Here is a 21,110-nt window from a genome sequence, read left to right as displayed (position 1 = left end):
ATACAAATATAGTCCTATGGAAAAAGCGAACCGAGACCAGTTTTCTAAAACCCGTTTACTAGTGGTTGGCGATGTCATGCTTGATCGCTACTGGTTTGGTGATACCAATCGGATTTCACCTGAAGCTCCTGTACCAGTAGTGCAGGTTGGCAAGATTGATGAGCGTTTGGGTGGCGCAGCAAACGTTGCTCGTAACGTGGCAGCCTTGGGTGCTAACACAACTATTCTAGGTATTGTTGGTAATGATGAGCCCGGTAAGCGCGTCGTCGAGTTGCTAAAGTCAGGTGGTGTTGATAGTCAGTTAGAAATTGATGCAGATGTACCAACGATTGTGAAGTTGCGTGTGATTGCACGTCAGCAACAATTAATCCGTCTTGACTTTGAAGAGGCTCCAAGTGAAAAGGCCTTGGCTCATAAGTTAGAGCGTTTTGAAAAATTGGTTGGCAGTGCTGATGTCGTGATTCTGTCGGATTACGGCAAGGGCGCCTTAGGCCAGGTAGCCCATATGATTGAGCAGGCAAGAGCGCAAAATAAAGTGATCTTGGTTGATCCTAAGGGCGAAGACTATGAAAAGTATCGCGGTGCTACTGTCTTAACCCCTAACCGGAGTGAGCTGCGTCAGGTTGTTGGGAAGTGGACTAGCGAAGAGGATCTCACCAACAAGGCTCAAGCCCTCAGAAAGTCATTGGACCTACAGGCATTGCTGCTGACCCGCTCAGAAGAGGGGATGAGTTTATATACCGAGGCTGGTGTTAGCCACGTCAAGGCACAGGCCCGCGAAGTTTTTGATGTATCTGGTGCTGGCGATACCGTGATTGCCACTTTAGCCGTTGCATTAGCTGCTCAGTGGCCTTTAGAGAAAGCAATGGCTTTGGCAAATCGCGCTGGTGGTATTGTGGTTGGTAAGCTTGGAACTGCAACTGTTACTTCAGAGGAATTACAGTGACTATTATCGTAACTGGCGCCGCTGGTTTTATTGGTGCAAATATTGTTCAAGCGCTCAATGCGCGTGGTGAAAAAAATATCATTGCAGTTGATGATCTTCGTCCCGCCGATAAGTATCGCAATCTTGCTGATCTCGACATCATTGATTACTTAGATAAAGATGAGTTTCTGGAAGCATTTAGAAGCGGCAAGTTTGGCAAGGTAAAGGCCGTTTTTCATGAGGGCGCTTGCTCTGACACTATGGAGACAGATGGCATTTTCATGATGGCGAATAACTATCGTTACACCATGGACTTGCTGGACATCTGTACTGCACAAAAAGTACAGCTTCTATATGCTTCATCAGCAGCCACCTATGGCGGTTCTGATGTGTTTGTAGAGAGTCGTGAGCATGAGAAGCCGCTCAACATCTACGGCTACTCTAAGTTCTTATTTGACCAAGTGATGCGTAAGCGTTTTGCAGAAAAAGCAAATACTGCCCAGGTAGTTGGTTTCCGATATTTCAATGTATATGGCCCACGCGAATCTCATAAAGGCCGCATGGCATCGGTAGCCTTTCATCAATATCATCAGTACAAGGCCAATGGCCATGTAAAACTCTTTGGCGAGTATGGTGGTTATGGTCCGGGCGAGCAAAGTCGTGACTTTGTCTCGGTTGAAGATGTTGTCAAAGCAAACCTCTACTTTTTGGATCACCCAGAAATCAGCGGTATCTTTAATTTGGGTAGTGGTCGCGCTCAACCGTTTAATGATGTTGCCCATGCGGTAGCCAATGCAATGCGTAAGTTGGATAAGGCAAAACCTGCCAGCCTACAAGAGCTCGTAAAAGAAAAAGCGATTGAGTACATTCCATTTCCAGATGCGCTTAGAGGAAAGTATCAGTGCTTTACTCAAGCTGACCTAACTAAACTTCGTGCAGCGGGCTACACAGCACCCTTTCTTGACGTTGAGCAGGGCGTAGGAAGATATATTGAGTGGTTAGAGGCTAACTCAGGCTTTTTAGCCAATCCTCTTTAGGTTGTAAAAAGTATCTTTAGTCGGCTTTGATTCTCAGGAGTATCCAAGTCCATCCATCAAAGGGTGCTGATATGAAGAATTTCTCGCTCTATCCATTGTTCTGGACTCCATTTTTTGGGGGTTAGAGATTGAGTTAAGATTTAACTGAAAGATTGTTTTAATTACATGAGGTTTTATGAAATCAAGCCACCTATTATTTGCTGCATTATTAGCTATATTTACCCGGCTGGGTTTTGCAACCCCCCTTATTAGCGCAAAAGAGGCAGCTCTTCCGCCGGCTACTGGTGCGGTTGCTACTCGAGGCATTTCGCGAGGGCCAGCAATTAAACTGGCATCTCCGGAGGTGGGCACACCAGTAGTTGCACCTTTTGATTTCAAGGTGAACTTTGAGACCCGCGGTGACGCCAAGATTAATCCAAGCTCTGTCAAAGTGATTTATATGAAATCTCCTTTTGTTGATTTAACACCTCGTTTAAAGGGTGCTATCTCTGCCAATGGAATTGATTTCGCAAAAGCAGATGTTCCTCCAGGTACGCATACTATTCGTGTAACGGTGAAGGATACCGAGGGGCGCGAAACAAATTCAGTATTGAATTTAGTGGTTAATAAATAATGAATTGTCCATATTGCCTATCTGAAGTTTCAGAAGAGGCTCACGTCTGCAAGACTTGTACTCGTGATCTACATCTCTTTAAACCAATGATGGCTAAGATTGCTAGCCTAGAAGGGCAGTTGGCTGCAATCCCTAATCAAGAAGTTAATGAGCTTAGGATTGCTGAGCTTGAGTACTTATTGGAGGAGCGAAATCAGCAACTCGCCAATAGGCCTTTGTTCGCCTGGGCAAAAGATATTGCTCTTTATTTGATCGTGCCATTACTTTTACTTCTGGTAGCACATTGGTTAATTGCAGTGGTTTATGACACTAAGATGATCTATCTACGTATCATTTCTATGATTGTTCCATTACCTTTTGCCTATTTTTTATTTAAGGTTCATGCGCATAAGCTTTTCCCTTGGTTCATTGGCGTGGTGTTTTTGGCGATTGCATCAGTGATTGGTATGAGCTGGATTACTAGCTTGGTCGATCATTCGCCCGTATGGCCACAGAACCTATTTGAATTGAGAGAGGTTCTCGAATATTCTGCAAGTATTGCCTTCAGCTTTTTGACTGGAATGTTGCTTGGTAGAGTTGCTTATACAAATAAGGAAAGGCGTCGCCAAGAAGGCGTCATCAATGCACTAATTAAGGCGGCGTCAACTAAATCTGCAGATGGTGTTTCTATTCAGGCTGTCTTTGGACTTATGAAAACCCTGCAAGAGCATGGGGGAACAGTTGTGGCCCTAGGAACGACCGCGGCATCTATCTATACAGGCCTTAAGGGAATCGTCAGTTAAGTAGGCCTGATTTTATTCGCCTGTAATCACCAAAATATTGTCATCATTCATTCTCTTTATTCGTTTTAACTAATCCACGCGCACTTTGTGTCCGTGGATTTTTATTTACTACTGGAGAACGTATGAGTCGATATTTAAATATTAGTGTCTTAACTGGTTTAGTGAGATCTACTGCGCTTGCTGCAGTGCTGGCAGTTTCCGCCCTGGGCGTTGCCATTGCATCTCCAATCAATGTGAATACTGCCACTCAATCAGAGTTAGAGAGTATTAAAGGAATTGGGCCATCCAAGGCAAAAACCATTATTGCTGAGCGTTTGGATGGTGGCCATTTTCAAGATGCCAATGACTTACAGAAACGAGTTCGCGGCATTGGCATGAAATCCGTCGAAAAGATGGTTGATAACGGTTTAACAATTGAGGCTCCAGGCTCTTTTCGGGAGCCCAATGGTAGAACTCAGAAGGAAGGTGGCCCCTCTGGCAGACGTCATTCTCGTAATCAAAATAGTCATCGCCATCAGCCGGAGCGTGCGGGAGCAGGCCGCCGAAATTAAACCCTTTCGCGTGTAGGTGGGCTTATGGCTAAAATGGCTTTATGAGCAAACCTTCTTACCTGACTATTTCACAAACTGTAGGCAATACGCCTTTGGTTCAGTTACAACGCATTCCTGGAGTTGAGAATTCAGCTCGCAATAATGTGATTTTGGGTAAGCTTGAAGGAAACAATCCAGCCGGGTCGGTGAAAGACCGACCTGCGCTGTCGATGATCATGCGTGCGCAAGAGCGTGGCGAAATTAAACCTGGCGATACCTTGATTGAAGCAACTAGTGGCAACACCGGCATTGCTTTGGCGATGACGGCTGCGATGTTAGGTTATAAGATGGTATTAGTCATGCCAGAGAATCAAAGTATTGAGCGTCGTCAAAGTATGGCTGCTTATGGCGCTGAATTGATTCTGACAGCCGCTACTGGTGGCATGGAGTTTGCGCGAGATTATGCTCTCCAACTACAACGAGAGGGGCGCGGTAGATTATTAGATCAGTTTGCCAATCCAGATAATCCACGGGCTCATATTGAAACCACCGGTCCAGAGATTTGGCGCGATACTGATGGTCAAGTCACCCATTTTGTTTCTGCGATGGGCACTACTGGAACGATTACCGGCGTCTCGACTTATCTCAAGTCAATGAATCCCGCCATTCAGATTATTGGTGCACAGCCTGAAGAGGGTTCACAAATTCCAGGAATCCGTAAATGGGCTCCAGAGTATCTGCCGAAGATTTACCAGGGCGATAGAGTAGATCGTATTGAATATGTCACGCAAGCCGATGCAGAAGAGATGGCTCGCCGCTTGGCAGCTGAAGAGGGCATCTTCTGCGGCATATCGGCTGGTGGCGCTTTAGAAGTGGCTCTGCGCATTGCACGGCAGGTTGAGAACGCCACAATTGTCTTTATTGTTTGCGATCGTGGTGATCGCTATCTATCTACCGGTGTGTTCCCAGCTTAATTTACTTTAGGCTTTTTCTTTGCGCTCGTTTTTTTAGACTTCGTTTTTTCATTAGCGCTTTTAGTGCCCATTGTTTTAACAGTATTTTCTGCTGGCACTACACTTTGATTCTTGTATCCCAAAGCTTCCGCAAACTCAGCAACACTTTGTGCATAGAAATAACTGCGGTTGTATTGAACAATTGTCAGGAAATTATTTAAGCCTACAAAATATTGGACTTGATCTGAGTCATCCTTGTCGGGATAGGGTAGATCAACAATAAATGCTTTACTACTGGGTTCAACGCCACCACTTTGCAAATCCCCTTGCTGTTTAGCCAAAATTCCTTTTTCAATTAACTCTTGAACTGTATGCTTTAGTTGTGGCTGTCCATCAGCCAGTTCTTTGGCAGCCTCAATGCCATTGGGTTGAACTGGAAAAGAAATGGGCATGCCACTTTGCCAGCCATGCTTTTTCATGAAGTTGCCAACACTAGCAATGGCATCTTTGGGACTCTGCTTTAAATCAATTTTTCCATCGCCATCACCATCAACTGCAAAGCTACGAATACTGCTGGGCATAAATTGCGGTAAGCCAATAGCACCAGCATAGGAGCTATTTTGATTGAGACAGGCACTAAAGCGAGCGTTGTTGACGCCTTGAGTATTGTTTTTTGCCGGCAGCTTACCGCCAGCTTCGGTCCAGCATAAAAGAATGAGTTCTTTTAGTTGGTCTTTAAAGAGCTGCTCGCGGGCTGGCTTATTGGGCGTCTCAGGGTAGCTAAAGGCTAGGGTGGCGAGGACATCTTTTACTCGAAAATTACCTGTCTGGCGCCCATAAATGGTCTCAATACCAATAATGGCAACAATGATCTCAGCCGGAACCCCGGAATCTTGCTCTACTTGGCTTAAAAATGCCCGGTTTTCTTCCCAAAAGGCTTTTCCTGCTTTTAGGCGGACTGGTTCAATGAAGCGCTTACGGTATGCCAACCAATTTTTCTTAAAAGTACCCGATGGGGGTAATACCAATTTGCGTATAGATGGAATCGTTTTAGCATCTAGAAAGCCTGATTCTAAGCTTTGTAGCGGTATTTCTTGGGTTTGAGAGACTTGGCTTAGTAATTCATTCAAGTTTTGGCTAAATCGTGCTTCAGCGACCGTATCGTCAGCTTGGTTTACGATGGGTTGTTCTGGCTTTGTTGGTTGTGTGGGCGTGCTAGAGCAGCCAGCAAGAGTGAGGGCCAGTAATAAGGAGGAGACGCGAAGGCTCATGTGCGCTTTGGTGGATTTTCCAGAAATAAACACGTTTAATTAGATTATAAAAATAAGAGTTTTGCTATTAAGGGTTAAGAGTAATGACAACAGGATACATAACTCATCCAGACTTTCTAAAACATGAGATGGGAGGCCACCATCCAGAGTGCCCCGAACGTATTCAGGCGATCAATGATCAATTGATCCGCAGTGGCGTAGATCGTTTCCTCCATCATTTGGATGCCCCCCTGGCCACTGAAGATCAATTGGAATTAGTTCATAGCCCAGACCATGTCGCATTTGTGAGGGACCGTGCGCCAGAAAGCGGCTACTTCATGCTTGATGGTGACACCATTATGAACCCTCATACCTATAGAGCATCATTGCGTGCAGCGGGCGCTGCAATTGCAGGGGTTGATGCAGTGATGAAGGGCGAGGTCGAAAATGTCTTCTGTGCTGTAAGACCGCCTGGTCACCATGCTGAGCCAACCCGTTCCATGGGCTTTTGTTTATTTGATAACGTTGCAATTGCAGCTCGTTACGCGCAAGAAGCCTATGGTATTGAGCGCGTTGCCATCATTGATTTTGACGTGCATCACGGTAATGGTACGGAGGCTGCATTCTTTAATGATCCTCATGTGATGATGTGCAGTTTTTTCCAGCATCCCTTTTATCCCTATAGCGGCCTAGATTCTTCGGACAATATGGTGAATGTGCCATTACCAGCATCCACCCGTGGTGATGTGGTGCGCTCTATTGTGGAGGAGCGTTGGTTACCGGCGCTGCGTAACTTTGAGCCCGAGCTCATCATTATTTCTGCTGGGTTTGATGCCCATCGTGAAGATGACTTAGGCCAAATGGGTTTAGTTGAGGATGATTATGTTTGGATTACTAAGCGTCTTAAAGAAATTGCAAAAGACTACTCACAAAATCGCATTGTGAGTTGCCTTGAGGGTGGATACAACCTCTCTGCATTAGGTCGAAGTGTGGTGGCTCACGTCAAGGCATTGGCTGATCTTTAAGTCATACCAATTGAATTAAAAAACTGTTATTGAAAGTGCATGATGGCAAATATTTATGAACAGGGTTTAGATCGCACTTCAGCGAACTTTACCCCTATAACTCCGCTGCTCTTCTTGGAGCGTTCAGCCCAGATTTATCCACTTAAGACAGCCATCATTCATGGGAAATTACGTCAAACTTGGCGGCAAACGGATGAGCGTTGCCGTCGCCTTGCGAGTGCCTTACAAAAGCATGGCATTGGACTCGGAGATACAGTCGCGGTGATGTTGCCAAATACGCCGCCTATGGTCGAGGCCCATTTTGGTATTCCGATGGCTGGTGCTGTATTAAATGCTTTAAATACTCGCCTTGATTCTGAATCGATTGCGTTTATGTTGAACCACGGTGAGGCTAAAGTAGTCATCGTTGATCCAGAATTCTCAGCGGTGATGAAAAAAGCATTAGAGATTGCCAAGAAAGAAAGTGGTCGTGACATCTTGGTTATCGACGTAGAGGAAACGGAATTCGATGTAGCAGGTGAGAAGCTAGGAAAACTGACCTACGAACAATTGCTGGCCGAAGGCGATCCAAAATTTGCCTGGCAGGTGCCTGCAGATGAATGGCAGGCGATTTGTCTTAACTACACCTCTGGCACTACCGGAAATCCTAAGGGCGTGGTGTATCACCATCGTGGCGCTGCAATCAATGCCATCTCCAATGTACTTGATTGGGATATGAATAAGCATCCAGTGTATTTGTGGACCTTGCCGATGTTCCATTGCAACGGCTGGTGTTTCCCCTGGACTATTGCCGCTCGCGCTGGCATTAATGTCTGCTTGCGCCGCGTAGATGCACAACATATTTTTAACGCAATTAAAGCGTATGGTGTCACCCATTACTGCGCTGCGCCGATTGTTCATAATCTCTTGGTCAATGCCCCAGATGAGATGAAGGTAGGCGTACCTGCTGGTGTAAAGGGTCTGATTGCAGGCGCTGCACCCCCAGCTTCTATTATCGAAGGTATGGAAAAGCTCGGGTTTGATTTAACCCATGTATATGGCCTGACGGAGACATATGGTCCTGCTGCAATTTGTGTGAAACAAGATGAATGGGATGAATTGGATATTGGTGAACGTGCTCGTTTGAATGCGCGTCAAGGCGCCCGATATCACCTGCAGCAAGCAATCGATGTGCTCGATCCCGAAACAATGAAGCCCGTTCCTGCTGATGGTGAAACAATGGGCGAGATTATGTTCAAAGGCAATATCGCTATGAAGGGCTACCTCAAGAATGAGAAGGCTACCAAAGAAGCCTTTGAAGGCGGCTGGTTTCATTCGGGCGATCTGGCGGTCATGAACCCAGATGGCTATGTGAAGATTAAAGATCGCAGTAAGGACATCATTATTTCCGGGGGAGAAAATATTTCTTCTATTGAAGTTGAGGATGTTTTATATCGTCACCCTGCAGTGCTTGCGGCAGCGGTAGTTGCTAAGCCTGATCCAAAATGGGGTGAAACACCCTGCGCCTTCTTGGAAATCAAGCAAGGGGTTGAGGTCACTCCCGCGGACATCATTGCTCATTGCAAGCAGCATTTAGCTGGATTTAAGGTGCCCAAGGCGATTGTCTTTGGAGAGCTACCCAAGACTTCAACTGGAAAAATCCAGAAGTTTGAACTGCGAAAGCAAGCTGGCTCTGCCACTGCTATTGATGTCTAGTTTCTGAAGGCTGGGGCGGATAAAATAAGAAGTTAAACAAATAGCGGCAAATTTTTATCAATATTGAGAATTCCAAATGAAGATCTTAGTTGCAGTAAAGCGAGTTGTTGATTACAACGTCAAAATTCGGGTTAAGTCAGATGGTTCAGGTGTCGATCTTGCGAACGTCAAAATGAGTATGAATCCTTTTGATGAAATTGCAGTTGAAGAAGCAGTGCGTCTCAAAGAGGCTGGTATTGCTACTGAAGTGATAGTGGTTAGTGCGGGTGTAACTCAGTGTCAAGAAACACTGCGTACTGCCTTAGCTATCGGCGCTGATCGTGCAATCTTGGTTGAGTCTGATGCTGAATTGCAACCATTGGCAGTAGCTAAGATTCTTAAAGCCCTCTCCGAAAAAGAACAGGCACAAATTATTATTCTTGGTAAGCAAGCAATTGATGACGATAGCAATCAAACCGGTCAGATGTTGGCTAGTCTTTTAGATATTCCGCAAGCTACTTTTGCTTCTAAAGTAGTCATAGCGGATGGCAAGGCTACCGTGACGCGTGAAGTAGATGGCGGCCTAGAAACCATTGCTCTAACTTTGCCGGCCGTGATTACTACTGACTTGCGTCTGAATGAGCCACGCTATGTGACCCTGCCAAATATCATGAAGGCTAAGAAAAAGACAATCGATATTATGAAGTCCGAGGATTTGGGTGTAGATATCGCTCCGCGCCTTAAAACTCTGAAGGTTGAAGATCCACCCAAGCGAAGTGCGGGCGTGATGGTTGCCGATGTAGCAGCCCTTGTTGATAAATTAAAAAATGAAGCGAAGGTGATCTAAATGGCTGCTCTTGTTATTGCCGAACACGACAATCAATCTTTAAAGGTTGCCACTTTAAATGCTGTAGCAGCGGCTTTGCAGTGCTCTCCCGAGGTAGATATCCTGGTTGCCGGCAACCAATCTGATGTAGCTGCACAAGTAGCTGCGCAAATTGCAGGCGTGCGTAAGGTGATTCAAATTGATGCAGCTAATCTGGCAGATCAATTGGCCGAGCCTTTGGCTGCGCAGATTCTTTCTATTGCTAAGAACTATAGCCATATATTAGCTCCAGCTACTGCCAATGGTAAGAACGTGTTACCCCGTGTTGCTGCAAAGTTAGATGTTGCTCAGTTATCGGATATCACCAAAGTAATTTCTCCTGATACTTTTGAGCGCCCAATCTACGCTGGCAATGCGATTGCTACTGTACAGTCTGCGGATGCTGTAAAGGTCATCACAGTGCGTACTACTGGTTTTGATCCGGTAGCTGCTAATGGCGGCGCAGCTAGCATTGAAAAACAAGCTGCTGCTGATAGTCAAACTTCTTCATCATTTGTTGGTCGTGAATTAACAAAGTCTGATCGTCCAGAATTAACTGCTGCCAAGATCATTGTTTCGGGTGGTCGCGGTTTGGGTTCTGGAGAGAAGTATCAAGAGCTCATCGCTCCATTGGCTGATAAGCTGGGCGCTGCTTTAGGCGCTTCACGTGCTGCGGTGGATGCAGGCTATGTTCCGAATGATTACCAGGTCGGTCAAACTGGAAAGATTGTGGCTCCACAGCTCTATATTGCAGTGGGCATCTCTGGTGCGATTCAGCATTTAGCAGGCATGAAGGACTCTAAAGTGATTGTTGCAATCAATAAAGATCCAGAGGCTCCAATCTTTAGTGTTGCAGATTACGGTTTAGTGGCTGATCTCAACACAGCAGTTCCTGAATTAACTAAAGCGCTGAGTTAAAGGCAACTGAAATAGTGCACGTGAATAAAGAGGAGTAGTAATGCCATACGCAGCCCCAGTAAAAGACATGTTGTTTGTGATGAATGAATTGGCTGGGCTATCGGATGTTGTTGCTTATCCTTCTTACGCTGAAGCAGGCGCTGATGTTGATTTAGCGCCAGCAATTCTGGAAGAGTCTGCAAAATTCAATCAAGACGTTGTTGCTCCACTGAATTGGCCAGGCGATCAAAATCCAAGTTCTTGGAAAGACGGTGTCGTTACGACAACCCCTGGTTTTAAAGAAGCCTTTGAGCAATTTGCTGCTGCTGGTTGGCAGGGTGTAGTACATCCCGCCGAGTTTGGTGGTCAAGGCCTGCCAAAATTAATTGCGACTGCCTGTTTTGAAATGGTGCATTCAGCAAGCTTGTCTTTTGCTTTGTGCCCCATGCTGACAGATGGTGCGATTGAGGCTTTATTAACTGCTGCTAGCCCAGAGATTCAAGAGCAATACGTACCGAATATGATTTCGGGTGAGTGGACTGGCTCCATGTGCTTAACCGAGCCACAGGCTGGCTCTGATTTATCGATGGTCCGCTCTAAAGCAGTACCTCAGAGTGATAGCAGCTACAAAATCTTTGGTACCAAAATCTATATCACCTATGGTGAGCATGATATGGCTAAGAATATTGTCCACTTAGTCTTGGCTAGAACTCCAGATGCACCAGAAGGCGTAAAGGGAATCTCTTTGTTTGTAGTTCCGAAGTTCCTAGTCAATGCTGATGGCTCTTTGGGAGAGCGCAATGATGTGCATTGCGTGTCGATCGAACATAAATTAGGAATTAAGGCGAGTCCAACAGCGGTCTTACAGTTTGGTGATCATAGCGGAGCGATTGGCTACCTGGTAGGCGAAGAGAATCGCGGCCTAGAATATATGTTTGTAATGATGAATGCAGCTCGCTTCGCAGTAGGCATGCAAGGCATTGCTGTTGCTGAGCGTGCCTATCAAAAGGCAGTGCAGTATGCAAAGGATCGCGTTCAAAGTCGTGATCTGGCTGGATCCCCCGGTCCAGTGGCGATTATTCATCAGCCCGATGTCAAGCGCATGTTGATGACCATGCGTGCCTATACAGAGGCTTCTCGTGCATTGGCCTATTACGCTGCGGCTGCTTATGATGCCCAGCATGCGGCTCCTGATGAAGCACAGCGCAAAGCTAATCAAGCGATATATGAGTTCTTGGTGCCGATTGTGAAAGGCTTCTCAACTGAGATGTCGATTGAGGTTGCCAGCCTAGGTGTGCAAGTACATGGCGGCATGGGATTTATTGAAGAGACCGGCGCTGCACAACATTACCGCGATGCTCGCATCTTGACCATTTATGAGGGCACTACTGCTATTCAAGCGAACGACTTAATCGGTAGAAAAACCGTACGTGATGGCGGCGCTACTGCAAAACTATTTGTAGAGAAAATTACAGAAACGGAAAAAGTATTGGCAGCCAGCGGTTCAGCGGATGCTAAGTCAGTACTCAAGCAGCTAGCTATCGGACGTGCTGCATTTGAAGAAGCTGTCGCCTATATCGTGGCAAATGCCAAGAGCGATACCAAGGCAGTGTATGCCGGCAGCTTTGCGTATCTGCGCTTGTCTGGTTTGGTGCTGGGTGCGTGGCAAATGGCGCGTAGCCTCTTAGCAGCAGAGCGTTTGCGTGATGGCGATCCTGCTTTTTATAGCGCTAAGATTGCTACAGCACGATTCTTTGCTGAGAATTTATTGCCACAGGCTGGGGCTTTAGCAACTTCCATCATTGAAAGCGGCCATTCTACTAATGCGCTAGAGGTAGAGCAGTTCTAGGCTAAAAATCGTTCTTGATGCATCAAAAGCTATCTGCAATTATTGGGATAGCTTTTTTGCTTCATGGATTTGAGAAATAAAGAATTGCTCAAAAGAGACGGCTAAAAAAGTCATCATGACACCAGCACCAAATACGAGTGAGAAGATCACTGTCAGAATGACTGGCCAGCCAGAGCGGGTGCGACCTTGTTCTTCAACGCCGGGATTAAATTGCGCATCCCATTTTTCATCAGGGCGAAGGCCAAAGGTAATGGTGGTTAACCAGCTTGCTTCGATAGCAATAAAGCCAAAGGTAAGTAGCACCCACCCGGGCGCAGAGTGAAAGTGCTCACTCTTCAGAATGGTCCAGCCAGCAATGCCGCCAATCAATGCAAACAATTGGACCCAAGCCCAAAACGATTTAAGCCCTTGTAAGTAAAAACAGTTAAGTCCGCTGCCTGGAAAGAAGAATCCGAGAGCGCAAAAAATAAGTTTAGAGTTTTTCATGAATTTTTTGTCTTGGTAATTATTTATTTACTGGTGTTTGGGCGTTGTGTGAAGCTAAGCACTTGCCTGTCGGCACCAATCATGAGCAATTGGTCGCCATTACGAACAATACTGCGATAGTCATTGAGCTCATACAGAAAATCATTTTCTAATTCATTGCGCTGCGGCGTGCATGCCATCTTGGTGCTGGCAATTTTAGTGAAGGTGAACCCACGAGAATCTTCGTCTAGTTGTGCCGTGAATTTATTACAACCAGTTGAGCCGCTCACACGCTGACCATTGACATCAAAAGTAATTTGAATCGGGTTACTTGCTTCGCCCTGAGGAATTTGGCGGGTGCGTACCTCGCCATTGTTATTGGGAGGTAAATTCCAGCGAGTGAGCTCCCATTTAGTGTTGCGTAGTTCGCTGCTAGGAGGACTGGTTTTTGCGCCGCAGGGCGGGATGACATTGGCGCATCCGCTCAAAAGGGCGATGCCAATGGATGAAAACAACACAAAAAGGCTATTTAAGAAGCCTCTAGAAAGGCCTTTGGAAAAGGTCTTAGCTACTAATTTTGAGGAGATATTCATCTAAGTTATTGTTTTATATATATTTTTTATGTGTTACAGCATTGTATTCTATCGTCTTAGACACTGAAATAGGTGGAAGAAGTAGGGGTTTTCGTCTAGAATATGAGGTTTTCCGCTCTACCGTACGTTTAGTTGGTGGGCTGGAGCCCAGGATTTTTTGTAGAAATTTCATTGGGTTGTAATCAACCTGTTTTCATTTTAGATTTTTTAAGGAATAAGTATGGTCGTCATTCGACTGGCACGCGGCGGTTCTAAGAAGCGCCCTTTTTACAGCATCGTTGCTACTGATAAGCGCAACCGTCGTGACTCGAACTTTATCGAGCGCATTGGTTATTTCAATCCTAAAGCAGCTGAATCTGAGCAAGCTATGCGCATCGCTCAAGATCGTTTGACTTACTGGACTGGTGTTGGTGCGCAAGTATCTCCAACCGTTGTTCGTTTGATCAAAAACAATCCTGCTGTTTAAATAATTTGCTTAGGACTTCATCTTTGCGGTGGAGTTTTTAGTGGCAGGATTTTTAGTAGTTCTATTTCGGGAAAATAAGGTGTCTTTCAAATGAGTGCACCTTCCCTAAATGATTTGATTGAACTTGGCGCCGTTTCTGAGGCACAAGGATTACAGGGTCAAGTGAAGGTGAGACCTCACTCATCAGAGCCTGTAGCGCTTCTATCTTCCAAAGCTGTTTGGTTATCTCTCATCCCGCGCAGGGGTGCAGGCGTTTCTGCGTCTGTAGAGCAAGCTTCTTTGACTCAATACAAAGTGAAGAGTGCCAAGATGCATAGCGGTAATGTTGTCATGGCACTAGAGGGTGTTGGTGATCGCGATCAAGCGCTTGCATTAAAAGGCGCCAGAATATTAGTTGCACGTGACGCCTTTCCAAAAGCGGATAGTGATTCCTATTATTGGGTCGACCTCATTGGCTGTCAGGCAAAAAATTTACAAGGCGAAGCCCTGGGTGCAGTGATTGATGTTACCGAGCATGGCGCACATGGCGTGATCGTCATTGGAGACGCCGCCACAAATGCAATTCAACAATTGGTGCCATTTGTAAAAGAAGTAGTGCAAAACGTAGACTTAGAAAATAAAACAATCACACTCGATTGGCAGAGTGATTGGTAAAAACAGACAAATTGAAATATGCGCTTTGATGTTGTGACCTTATTCCCAGAAATGTTCTCCGCTCTCACGCAGTGGGGGGTGACTGGTCGTGCCTGTGAGCAATCCTTGGCTAGCGTCCATTTGTGGAATCCGAGAGATTTTTGTTCCGATCCTCGTAAAACAGTAGATGACCGCGCCTATGGTGGTGGCCCAGGAATGGTCATGATGGCCAAGCCCCTGGAAGATACTGTTGCTGGCATTAAATCAGCCCACCAGGCAGCGAATATTAAGTCAGGCCCCATTTGTCTTCTGGCACCTCAGGGGGAGCGGTTTTCTCAAAAAATTGCAGCGGATATCCTGAATTACGGCAATTTAAGCTTTATTTGTGGCCGATATGAGGCGGTAGACCAACGTTTTGTGGATCGAAACGTAGATTTACAGCTTTCGATTGGGGATTTTGTGGTGTCTGGGGGTGAAATCCCCGCTATGGCGATCATGGATGCGGTTATTAGGCTGGTTCCGGGGGCCCTAGGGGATGGCGAATCAGCCACCCAGGATAGCTTTATGAATGGTCTTTTGGACTATCCCCACTACACCCGCCCTGAAATATATGAAAATTTATCAGTACCGGACGTGCTTTTAGGCGGACATCACGCTAAAATAGCGGATTGGCGTCGGCAGAAGTCTTTAGAGCTGACGTTCAGGCTCCGGCCAGATTTAATTGAATCGGCCAGAGCCAATGGGTTGCTAACCCGAGAAGATGAACAGTTTCTTCGCTCTCTATAAATCGAGTTGTGATTAAAGGTTTAGTTTTTGGTTTAGTGAAATTGTTTTAACTGCATCCTCTGTTAGGTCCGTTGATTTACATCTCGGGATTAAACGCTAATAAGATGTTTAAGGATTAAAAATGAATTTGATCGAAAAAATTGAGCAAGAAGAAATTGCTCGCTTAAGTGCTAATAAAGTATTGCCAAGCTTTGCGCCTGGTGACACTGTGATTGTTAGTGTTAACGTTGTTGAAGGTACACGTAAGCGTACCCAGGCCTTTGAAGGCGTTGTGATTGCTAAGCGTAATCGCGGACTCAATTCCAGCTTTATCGTGCGTAAAATTTCTTCTGGTGAAGGCGTTGAGCGTACTTTCCAAACATACTCACCATTGATCGCTAGCGTTGAAGTGAAGCGTCGCGGTGATGTGCGTCGTGCAAAGTTGTACTACTTGCGCGATCGTTCTGGTAAGTCAGCACGTATTAAAGAAAAGCTTCAAGCACGCGCTAAGGCAGTAGCTGCTCCAGCTGCTGAATAATTGCTGCTTTGATGCAAACAGAAAGGCGGCCTAGGTCGCCTTTTTTGTTGCCTTAGAATATGAATATGCCCAAGACGCCTAAACCTGAAGAAGATGTAATCAATGTGGCTACGCCTCCAGGATTTGATGCGCAAGCTATTCCAATTCATGAGATTCGTAGTAATGATAAAAAGGTGTCCCCTCAATTTTTAGAGCCTGAGGCTTTGAAATTGCGCCTACAAAATCAACCAGATTGGCAGCCGGAGATCACTGATGAAAACCGCCATGTGATTGCAGCGGATATTATTGCCAAGCGTCAGGCCGCAGGCAAGGTTACTAAGGCAGCGGTATTAATACCGCTGGTATTAAAGGAAGAGGGTTTATCGGTACTCCTAACCCAGCGTACCAATCATCTGCGGGATCATGCTGGGCAAATTAGTTTTCCTGGTGGTCGTATGGATCCCGAAGATCTCAGCCCAAATGACACTGCTTTGCGAGAAAGCGAAGAGGAGATTGGTTTGGATCCTAAGCGGGTCGAGATTGTTGGCCATTTACCCCAATATTTAACGGTTTCTGGCTATAGCGTTACCCCGGTAGTAGGATTGGTGCAAGCTCAGGCAGAATATGTCTTAGATGAATTTGAAGTAGCAGATGTTTTTGAAGTGCCCTTAAGTTTTTTGTTGGACCCAGCTAACCACCAGGTCAGATTGTGGCAAAGTGAGCAGGGTGGCCGTCGGTTTTATTCAATGCCTTATGAGAACCGCTTTATTTGGGGTGCTACTGCGGGAATGTTGCGCAACCTTTATCATTTATTAAAAGTATGACTTTCTTTTCTATTCTCTTCGCCCTCATTGCTGAGCAATATCGCCCAGTAACTTCAAGCCATTGGATTGTGCGCATGAGCACCCGTTGGTTAAATTGGGTTGCTGGAGAGTTTGGCGGTAAGACTGAAGATGGCGCAAGTCCTATTGGCGCTCGTATGGCCTGCTTGGTTGCCTTTATTCTGCCAACCTTCTTGGTGTTCTTGGTGTATGTCGTTTGTATGGTGACCTACCCAATCTTGGGCTTCTTGTGGAACGTAGTCATTGCTTATTTGTTTTTTGGCTTCCGCCAGTTCAGTCATTCTTTTACCTTGGTGCATGAAGCCATCGAGGCACATGATTTGCCGGCTGCCCGTGCCGCTTTAGGTGAATGGTATGGCCCAGAGCTAGATACCACTAACTTGACAGAGACCGAAGTGATTTCACTTGCCCTTGAGCGCGCCATCATTGGCTCACATCGCCATGTCTTTGGCGTATTGTTTTGGTTCATGATGCCAATGGGCCCCGCAGGAGTTGTGCTTTACCGTTTGGCTGATATTGCTGCGCAACGATGGTCTGAGCGCGGCGACTTTAATTTGAGTGAAGCAGCGCGCCATTTCTTCTACGTGCTAGATTGGATTCCATCTCGCATTACTGCAATGGGTTTTGCGATTGTTGGTAACTTTGAAGGCGCTGTGTATGCCTGGCGTTACCTCACCCAAAAATGGACCGATTCTTTATCAGCTGTAATTTTGGCTGCAGGTGGCGGTGCCCTGGGCGTGCGCTTGGGCGAGCCTTTGAGTGAGCCTGAGAGTGATGAAGCCTTGCGTATGGCGGAGGCTGGAGAGCCGCTAATCTATGAAGTAGGTCTTGAGCCAACTGAGCGCACAATGCGTTCTGCAGTCGGTTTAGTATGGCGCTTGGTTATCGCTTGGATGGCTTTGTTGCTAATGCTGACCATCGCTCTTTGGCTTGGCTAATTCCCTGAATTTGGGTATCGGCTGTTTTTGAGTCCGAACGCAGTTGTCTAAATAGCGCCAATCTTTCTGGCGCTATTTCATTTCTGTCTACCGCATCACGAACTGCACAATCAGGTTCTGATTGATGTGCGCAATTATGAAAGCGGCATTTACCTAATAAGTCTTTAAATTCTCTAAAGGCATGTTGTAGTTCACTTACCGACATATGCGCTAAGCCAAACTCCTGAAATCCTGGCGAATCGATCAGCGCGCCAAGCTTACCTGATTCATCTCTGCCCCAAGCTTCAGGTAATTCAAAATAACGGCAAGCAGTAGTGGTGTGCTTCCCAGTATCCAGACGGACTGAATATTCTTGTGTGAGAGCCGCAGCATTCGGAACCCAGGCGTTGAGCAAGCTAGATTTTCCCATGCCAGATTGGCCAACAAAGACCGATACCTTACCCTGCAGTGCACCTTGAAGCGCATCAATCGAAGCAGTATCAAATTTGGCAGATACCTCACTCACCGGGTAGCCCATGCGAGCGTAGGGCGCAATGATTTTGCGAGCATGATCTAAGTTATCTTTGAGATCACATTTATTTAAGAGAATGTGTAAACCAATTTGATTGGCTTCTGCGGCTACTACCGCTCTACCTAAAAGATCAGGCGAGAAGGCGGGCTGGGTTGCCAGCACCACTAGGATTTGATCCACATTAGAGGCAATAATCTTGCTCTTAAATGCATCTGAGCGATACAGAATATTTTCACGTGGTTCAATTTGAATAATGCGCGCTTGATCTGCTGATGTCATCTCTAGGAGTAGGCGATCGCCAACTGCACCAACGTGTTGTTTAGCAGGAGTGCTCACTTGAATTAATGGTCCCTGAGGAGATTTATTTCCCTGTGCATCTTTTACCAAACGCTGCGCTAGATAGTGTCTTCCATAGGAAGCAGTTAGTAGCGCGTGAAATTGATCCATGCTTACGAATTAAAGCGCTGTAAGTTGGCGATTCGCAGGGGAGCGGGCGGATGCGAACTATAAAAGGCGGTGTAAATGGGGTCAGGCGTAAGGGTTGAGGCATTATCTTGGTATAGCTTCACTAAAGCAGAGATTAAGTCCTTTGCAGAAGACTTCTCAGCAGCAAAGCCATCTGCTTCGTATTCATGTTTGCGTGAGGCAAGACTACCCAGGGGTGTAAAGAAGAAACTGAATACTGGAGAGATGAGCATAAAGAGGGCTAGCGCAAGACCGCCGTTATAGCCATTGAGATTGGGCATAACACCCAGATCGGTATAGAACCACACCTTAGTGCTAATCCAACCTAGCAAGGCAAACATCCCGAAGCTTAGGGCAAAAGAAACCAAGAGGCGTTTGCGAATATGGTTGCGCTTGAAATGGCCCAACTCGTGCGCGAGTACTGCTTCTACTTCACCAGGATTCAGTTTTTCAATTAAGGTGTCAAAGAACACAATGCGTTTAGCTTTGCCCATGCCGGCAAAGAAGGCATTGCCATGGGCACTGCGCTTACTGCCATCCATTACGAATAATCCTTGGCTTGCAAAGTCACAGCGATTAAGAAGTGCTTCAATTTGAGTTTTTAAAGGGCCCTCTTCTAAGGCTTGAAACTTGTTAAAGAGGGGTGCAATAAATGTTGGGAAGATCCATTGCATTAATAAACTAAACGCTGTCAATACTCCCCATGCCCAAAGCCACCATAGATCACCAGCTTGGTCCATTAAGCTCAGAATGACCCAGAGTAGTGGTACGCCAATTGCGCTTCCAACTCCGATTCCTTTAACCATATCGCTGAAGAATAGTTTTGCATTCATGCGATTAAAGCCAAAGCGCTCTTCTAGATAAAACTGTTTGTACCAAGAGAAGGGTAGATCAAGAATTCCGGAGATGATCACAACGGAGACCAGCAAGGCAATTTGCTGAGCAATGCCCTCACCGAAAAATTGCAGGAGAGCCATATTGAGGATCTGCAAGCCACCCAATAAAGTGAAGCCAATTAAAATGATGGCGCTGACACCGTTTTCTAAAATGCCAAGGCGTAATTTGGCGATAGTGTAGTCAGCCGCTTTTTGGTGTTCAGCCAGAGTCACTTTTTCGGAAAATTCTGCAGGAACCCGATCGCGGTGCTGGGCAACATAGCGAATTTGACGTTGAGAAAGCCAGTGGCGTAGGCCAAAACTGGCAATAAAAGCGATTAGAAAAATAATTGTGAATGTCATGAGATCATTATAGATATGAGCGAACAAACTAACACAACAGCGATAGCGGCCCCTGCCAATGAACACCTGATTTGGGTGGATATGGAAATGTCGGGTTTAAACCCCGAAACCGAGAGAATTTTAGAGATAGCGATCATCGTGACCGATGCGCATCTCAATACGATTGCTACCGCCCCTGTTTGGGTAGTGCATCAGGATGACGCTGTTTTAGATGCCATGGATGCATGGAATAAGGGTACCCATGGCCGCTCTGGTTTGATTGATAAAGTCAAAGCATCTACATTGGATGAGGCAACGGTTGAAGCAGAGTGCATTGCTTTTCTGAAGAAGTACATCAAGGCTGGTATTGCACCAATGTGTGGCAATACGATTGGTCAAGATCGCCGCTTTATGGCTAAGTACATGCCGAAATTAGAGGCTTACTTTCATTATCGAAATATTGATGTCTCAACCCTGAAAGAATTATGTAAGCGCTGGCACCCAGAGCTGGTAAAGGGCTTTACCAAAAAACAGGCTCATACTGCTTTGGCCGACATTGAAGAGTCGATTGAAGAACTCAAGTACTACCGTGAGAAATTTATTGTCCCATTGCCGCAATAGGCGGTAACGAAAGCGGCACTCAGGAAATTATTTCTTCAGAGCACTCTTAGGCCTAAAGACTTTAATAACCTCTTCATGGGTCTCAATATAAGGCCCACCAATCAGGTCAATGCAGTAAGGTACTGCAGCAAAGATGCCGGGAACAATCGGTTTGCCGTTTTCATCCTTGAGCCCCTCAAGCGTTTCGGCAATGGCTTTTGGTTGGCCGGGTAAATTGATAACGAGCGCTGCATGACCCTCAATTTCTCTCAGAACAGCAACCTGTCTTGACAAAATTGCCGTCGGTACAAACTTCAGGCTAATTTGGCGCATTTGTTCGCCAAAGCCGGGCATTTCACGGGTTCCAGCATCGAGCGTTGCTTCGGGGGTGACATCTCTACGAGAAGGGCCTGTACCACCTGTAGTGAGGACTAAATCGCATCCCAGTTCATCTACCAATTCCACGATGGTCTCGGTAATGATTTCTGATTCATCAGCGATTAAGCGCTCATGGAAAACACAAGGGTTGGTCAGGGCATTCATGAGCCAGGTCTTCAGAGCAGGGATCCCCTCATCCTGGTAAACACCCTTGCTGGCTCGATCAGAGATTGAAATCAGGCCAATTTTGACTTCATTTGGGGTGCTGCGCTTTTGGTCTTCGGTATGCTTCATGTTTCTATTCTAGCTATTATTAGGGC

24 protein-coding genes are annotated in these 21,110 nt (G+C 46.1%); 18 read left to right on the top strand and 6 right to left on the bottom strand.

Features of this window, described 5'->3' with window-relative positions; translation table 11 throughout:
* Nucleotides 1-16 precede the first annotated feature (16 nt).
* The 6 genes from rfaE1 (at nt 17) to cysM (ending at nt 4,861) form a co-directional block, all read left to right on the top strand.
* The gene (gene rfaE1 / locus ICN13_RS05200) at nt 17-946 is read left to right on the top strand and encodes a D-glycero-beta-D-manno-heptose-7-phosphate kinase (protein WP_216139351.1); all 930 of its coding nucleotides are present in this window, start codon (nt 17-19) and stop codon (nt 944-946) included.
* Complete coding sequence (gene rfaD, locus ICN13_RS05195; RefSeq protein WP_216139350.1) at nt 943-1,962, top strand: ADP-glyceromanno-heptose 6-epimerase; 1,020 nt, start codon at nt 943-945, stop codon at nt 1,960-1,962. The genes rfaE1 and rfaD overlap by 4 nt, the downstream gene beginning before the upstream one ends.
* Nucleotides 1,963-2,137: 175 nt before the next feature.
* The gene (locus ICN13_RS05190; protein ID WP_216139349.1) at nt 2,138-2,575 is read left to right on the top strand and encodes a hypothetical protein; all 438 of its coding nucleotides are present in this window, start codon (nt 2,138-2,140) and stop codon (nt 2,573-2,575) included.
* On the top strand, nt 2,575-3,357 hold the full coding sequence (locus ICN13_RS05185) for a hypothetical protein (RefSeq protein ID WP_216139348.1): 783 nt from the start codon (nt 2,575-2,577) through the stop codon (nt 3,355-3,357). Before ICN13_RS05190 ends, ICN13_RS05185 begins: the two co-directional genes overlap by 1 nt.
* Before the next feature lie 122 nt (nt 3,358-3,479).
* Nucleotides 3,480-3,908 carry a helix-hairpin-helix domain-containing protein gene (locus ICN13_RS05180; RefSeq protein WP_216139347.1) on the top strand — a complete coding sequence of 143 codons (429 nt, stop codon included), beginning with the start codon at nt 3,480-3,482 and terminating at the stop codon, nt 3,906-3,908.
* A gap of 41 nt (nt 3,909-3,949) precedes the next feature.
* Nucleotides 3,950-4,861 carry a cysteine synthase CysM gene (cysM, locus tag ICN13_RS05175; protein ID WP_216139346.1) on the top strand — a complete coding sequence of 304 codons (912 nt, stop codon included), beginning with the start codon at nt 3,950-3,952 and terminating at the stop codon, nt 4,859-4,861.
* Here the strand turns inward: cysM and ICN13_RS05170 are convergent.
* Nucleotides 4,858-6,111, bottom strand: a complete 1,254-nt coding sequence (locus tag ICN13_RS05170; RefSeq protein WP_216139345.1) for a lytic transglycosylase domain-containing protein — start codon at nt 6,109-6,111, stop codon at nt 4,858-4,860. The genes cysM and ICN13_RS05170 overlap by 4 nt on opposite strands.
* A gap of 83 nt (nt 6,112-6,194) precedes the next feature.
* On the opposite strand from ICN13_RS05170, the gene ICN13_RS05165 reads away from it, so the two are divergent.
* The 5 genes from ICN13_RS05165 (at nt 6,195) to ICN13_RS05145 (ending at nt 12,400) form a co-directional block, all read left to right on the top strand.
* Entirely contained in the window at nt 6,195-7,115 is a 921-nt protein-coding gene (locus ICN13_RS05165; protein WP_216139344.1) for a histone deacetylase family protein, read from the top strand.
* A gap of 42 nt (nt 7,116-7,157) precedes the next feature.
* Complete coding sequence (locus ICN13_RS05160; protein WP_216139553.1) at nt 7,158-8,810, top strand: acyl-CoA synthetase; 1,653 nt, start codon at nt 7,158-7,160, stop codon at nt 8,808-8,810.
* Between the two features lie 76 nt (nt 8,811-8,886).
* Entirely contained in the window at nt 8,887-9,636 is a 750-nt protein-coding gene (locus ICN13_RS05155; protein ID WP_216139343.1) for an electron transfer flavoprotein subunit beta/FixA family protein, read from the top strand.
* Nucleotides 9,637-10,572: an electron transfer flavoprotein subunit alpha/FixB family protein gene (locus ICN13_RS05150; protein WP_216139342.1), complete on the top strand. Its 936-nt coding sequence runs from the start codon at nt 9,637-9,639 to the stop codon at nt 10,570-10,572.
* 40 nt (nt 10,573-10,612) lie between these two features.
* Nucleotides 10,613-12,400: an acyl-CoA dehydrogenase gene (locus ICN13_RS05145; protein ID WP_216139341.1), complete on the top strand. Its 1,788-nt coding sequence runs from the start codon at nt 10,613-10,615 to the stop codon at nt 12,398-12,400.
* 39 nt (nt 12,401-12,439) lie between these two features.
* Here the strand turns inward: ICN13_RS05145 and ICN13_RS05140 are convergent, their stop codons facing one another.
* Both ICN13_RS05140 and ICN13_RS05135 read right to left on the bottom strand, forming a co-directional pair.
* A complete protein-coding gene (locus tag ICN13_RS05140; RefSeq protein ID WP_216139340.1) occupies nt 12,440-12,886 on the bottom strand; it encodes a hypothetical protein in 447 nt (148 codons plus the stop codon).
* A gap of 23 nt (nt 12,887-12,909) precedes the next feature.
* Nucleotides 12,910-13,458 (bottom strand): META domain-containing protein, encoded by a 549-nt coding sequence (locus tag ICN13_RS05135; RefSeq protein ID WP_255534057.1) that lies wholly within the window; start codon nt 13,456-13,458, stop codon nt 12,910-12,912.
* A gap of 220 nt (nt 13,459-13,678) precedes the next feature.
* Here ICN13_RS05135 and rpsP point away from each other — a divergent pair, with 220 nt between their 5' ends.
* From rpsP to ICN13_RS05105, 6 genes are all read left to right on the top strand, one after another.
* Entirely contained in the window at nt 13,679-13,924 is a 246-nt protein-coding gene (rpsP, locus tag ICN13_RS05130; protein ID WP_087909239.1) for a 30S ribosomal protein S16, read from the top strand.
* A gap of 90 nt (nt 13,925-14,014) precedes the next feature.
* A complete protein-coding gene (gene rimM, locus ICN13_RS05125) occupies nt 14,015-14,578 on the top strand; it encodes a ribosome maturation factor RimM (protein ID WP_216139339.1) in 564 nt (187 codons plus the stop codon).
* Nucleotides 14,579-14,596: 18 nt separating this feature from the next.
* On the top strand, nt 14,597-15,343 hold the full coding sequence (gene trmD, locus ICN13_RS05120; RefSeq protein WP_216139338.1) for a tRNA (guanosine(37)-N1)-methyltransferase TrmD: 747 nt from the start codon (nt 14,597-14,599) through the stop codon (nt 15,341-15,343).
* A 121-nt stretch (nt 15,344-15,464) separates the two neighbouring features.
* On the top strand, nt 15,465-15,860 hold the full coding sequence (gene rplS, locus ICN13_RS05115) for a 50S ribosomal protein L19 (protein ID WP_216139337.1): 396 nt from the start codon (nt 15,465-15,467) through the stop codon (nt 15,858-15,860).
* Nucleotides 15,861-15,925: 65 nt separating this feature from the next.
* Nucleotides 15,926-16,663 (top strand): CoA pyrophosphatase, encoded by a 738-nt coding sequence (locus ICN13_RS05110; protein WP_216139336.1) that lies wholly within the window; start codon nt 15,926-15,928, stop codon nt 16,661-16,663.
* Nucleotides 16,660-17,619 carry a CobD/CbiB family protein gene (locus ICN13_RS05105; RefSeq protein ID WP_216139335.1) on the top strand — a complete coding sequence of 320 codons (960 nt, stop codon included), beginning with the start codon at nt 16,660-16,662 and terminating at the stop codon, nt 17,617-17,619. The genes ICN13_RS05110 and ICN13_RS05105 overlap by 4 nt, the downstream gene beginning before the upstream one ends.
* Here the strand turns inward: ICN13_RS05105 and rsgA are convergent.
* Together rsgA and ICN13_RS05095 are read right to left on the bottom strand one after the other, a co-directional pair.
* Nucleotides 17,564-18,577: a ribosome small subunit-dependent GTPase A gene (gene rsgA / locus ICN13_RS05100; protein WP_216139334.1), complete on the bottom strand. Its 1,014-nt coding sequence runs from the start codon at nt 18,575-18,577 to the stop codon at nt 17,564-17,566. The two genes, ICN13_RS05105 and rsgA, sit on opposite strands and share 56 nt — an antisense overlap.
* A 2-nt stretch (nt 18,578-18,579) precedes the next feature.
* Entirely contained in the window at nt 18,580-19,833 is a 1,254-nt protein-coding gene (locus tag ICN13_RS05095; protein ID WP_216139333.1) for a M48 family metallopeptidase, read from the bottom strand.
* A 15-nt stretch (nt 19,834-19,848) separates the two neighbouring features.
* Here ICN13_RS05095 and orn point away from each other — a divergent pair, with 15 nt between their 5' ends.
* Nucleotides 19,849-20,433, top strand: a complete 585-nt coding sequence (orn, locus tag ICN13_RS05090; protein ID WP_216139332.1) for an oligoribonuclease — start codon at nt 19,849-19,851, stop codon at nt 20,431-20,433.
* Nucleotides 20,434-20,460: 27 nt separating this feature from the next.
* Here orn and mog read toward each other — a convergent pair whose 3' ends face one another.
* Nucleotides 20,461-21,084: a molybdopterin adenylyltransferase gene (gene mog, locus ICN13_RS05085; RefSeq protein WP_216139331.1), complete on the bottom strand. Its 624-nt coding sequence runs from the start codon at nt 21,082-21,084 to the stop codon at nt 20,461-20,463.
* Nucleotides 21,085-21,110: the final 26 nt, after the last annotated feature.

Source organism: Polynucleobacter sp. MWH-Berg-3C6 (assembly GCF_018881855.1).
GTDB lineage: Bacteria > Pseudomonadota > Gammaproteobacteria > Burkholderiales > Burkholderiaceae > Polynucleobacter.
This window is presented reverse-complemented; position numbering and strand designations above follow the sequence as displayed.